This is a genomic window from Pseudoalteromonas sp. CNC9-20 (assembly GCF_022347875.1).
Classification (GTDB): domain Bacteria; phylum Pseudomonadota; class Gammaproteobacteria; order Enterobacterales; family Alteromonadaceae; genus Pseudoalteromonas; species Pseudoalteromonas ruthenica.
In genome coordinates, this window is sequence record NZ_JAKRFS010000014.1 from 1 (window position 1) to 1,762 (window position 1,762).

The window sequence follows — 1,762 nt, forward strand, 5'->3', positions numbered from 1 at the left end:
GTTGCGGGGTAGGGGAGCGTTGTGTAAGTGGCTGAAGGTGTGCCGGGAGGCATGCTGGACATATCACAAGTGCGAATGCTGACATGAGTAACGATAATGCGGGTGAAAAACCCGCACGCCGGAAGACCAAGGGTTCCTATCCCATGTTAATCAGGGTAGGGTGAGTCGACCCCTAAGGCGAGGCCGAAAGGCGTAGTCGATGGGAAACGGGTTAATATTCCCGTACTTGGTATAGATGCGATGGGGGGACGGAGAAGGCTAGGCAGGCACGGCGTTGGTTGTCCGTGTGAAAGGCAGTAGGCTTGAATCTTAGGTAAATCCGGGATTCTTTAAGGCTGAGAGTCGAGACGACACTCTACGGAGTGGAAGCTGTTGGTGCCATACTTCCAGGAAAAGCCTCTAAGCTTCAGTCTATATCGAATCGTACCCTAAACCGACACAGGTGGTCAGGTAGAGAATACTAAGGCGCTTGAGAGAACTCGGGTGAAGGAACTAGGCAAAATAGTACCGTAACTTCGGGAGAAGGTACGCCCACATTAGGTGAAGGACCTGCGTCTGGAGCTGAAGTGGGTCGCAGTGACCAGGTGGCTGGGACTGTTTATTAAAAACACAGCACTGTGCTAAATCGTGAGATGACGTATACGGTGTGACACCTGCCCGGTGCCGGAAGGTTAATTGATGGGGTTAGACTTTGTCGAAGCTCTTGATCGAAGCCCCGGTAAACGGCGGCCGTAACTATAACGGTCCTAAGGTAGCGAAATTCCTTGTCGGGTAAGTTCCGACCTGCACGAATGGTGTAACCATGGCCACGCTGTCTCCACCCGAGACTCAGTGAAATTGAAATCGCAGTGAAGATGCTGTGTACCCGCGGCTAGACGGAAAGACCCCGTGAACCTTTACTACAGCTTGGCACTGAACATTGAGCCTACATGTGTAGGATAGGTGGGAGGCTTTGAAGTGGTTACGCCAGTAATCATGGAGCCATCCTTGAAATACCACCCTTGTATGTTTGATGTTCTAACGTTGGCCCCTGAATCGGGGTTGCGGACAGTGCCTGGTGGGTAGTTTGACTGGGGCGGTCTCCTCCCAAAGAGTAACGGAGGAGCACGAAGGTTGGCTAAGTACGGTCGGACATCGTACGGTTAGTGTAATGGTAGAAGCCAGCTTAACTGCGAGACAGACACGTCGAGCAGGTACGAAAGTAGGTCATAGTGATCCGGTGGTTCTGAATGGAAGGGCCATCGCTCAACGGATAAAAGGTACTCCGGGGATAACAGGCTGATACCGCCCAAGAGTTCATATCGACGGCGGTGTTTGGCACCTCGATGTCGGCTCATCACATCCTGGGGCTGAAGTCGGTCCCAAGGGTATGGCTGTTCGCCATTTAAAGTGGTACGCGAGCTGGGTTTAGAACGTCGTGAGACAGTTCGGTCCCTATCTGCCGTGGGCGTTTGAGAATTGAGAGGGGCTGCTCCTAGTACGAGAGGACCGGAGTGGACGAACCGCTGGTGTTCGGGTTGTTTTGCCAAAGGCATTGCCCGGTAGCTACGTTCGGAATCGATAACCGCTGAAAGCATCTAAGCGGGAAGCGAGCCTCGAGATGAGTTCTCACTTGGCGTTTAACGCCACTAAAGGGCCGTTGAAGACGACAACGTTGATAGGCAGGATGTGGAAGCGCTGCAAGGCGTTAAGCTAACCTGTACTAATTACCCGTGAGGCTTAACCATACAACGCCAAAGTGGTTTGTATGTGACTGTTTAAG

General features: G+C 52.4%; 1 rRNA gene. It reads left to right on the top strand.

What is annotated here, in order from left to right:
* A 23S ribosomal RNA gene (locus MHM89_RS18760) occupies positions 1-1,727 on the top strand; the annotation flags it as partial.
* Between the last annotated feature and the right edge of the window lie 35 nt (positions 1,728-1,762).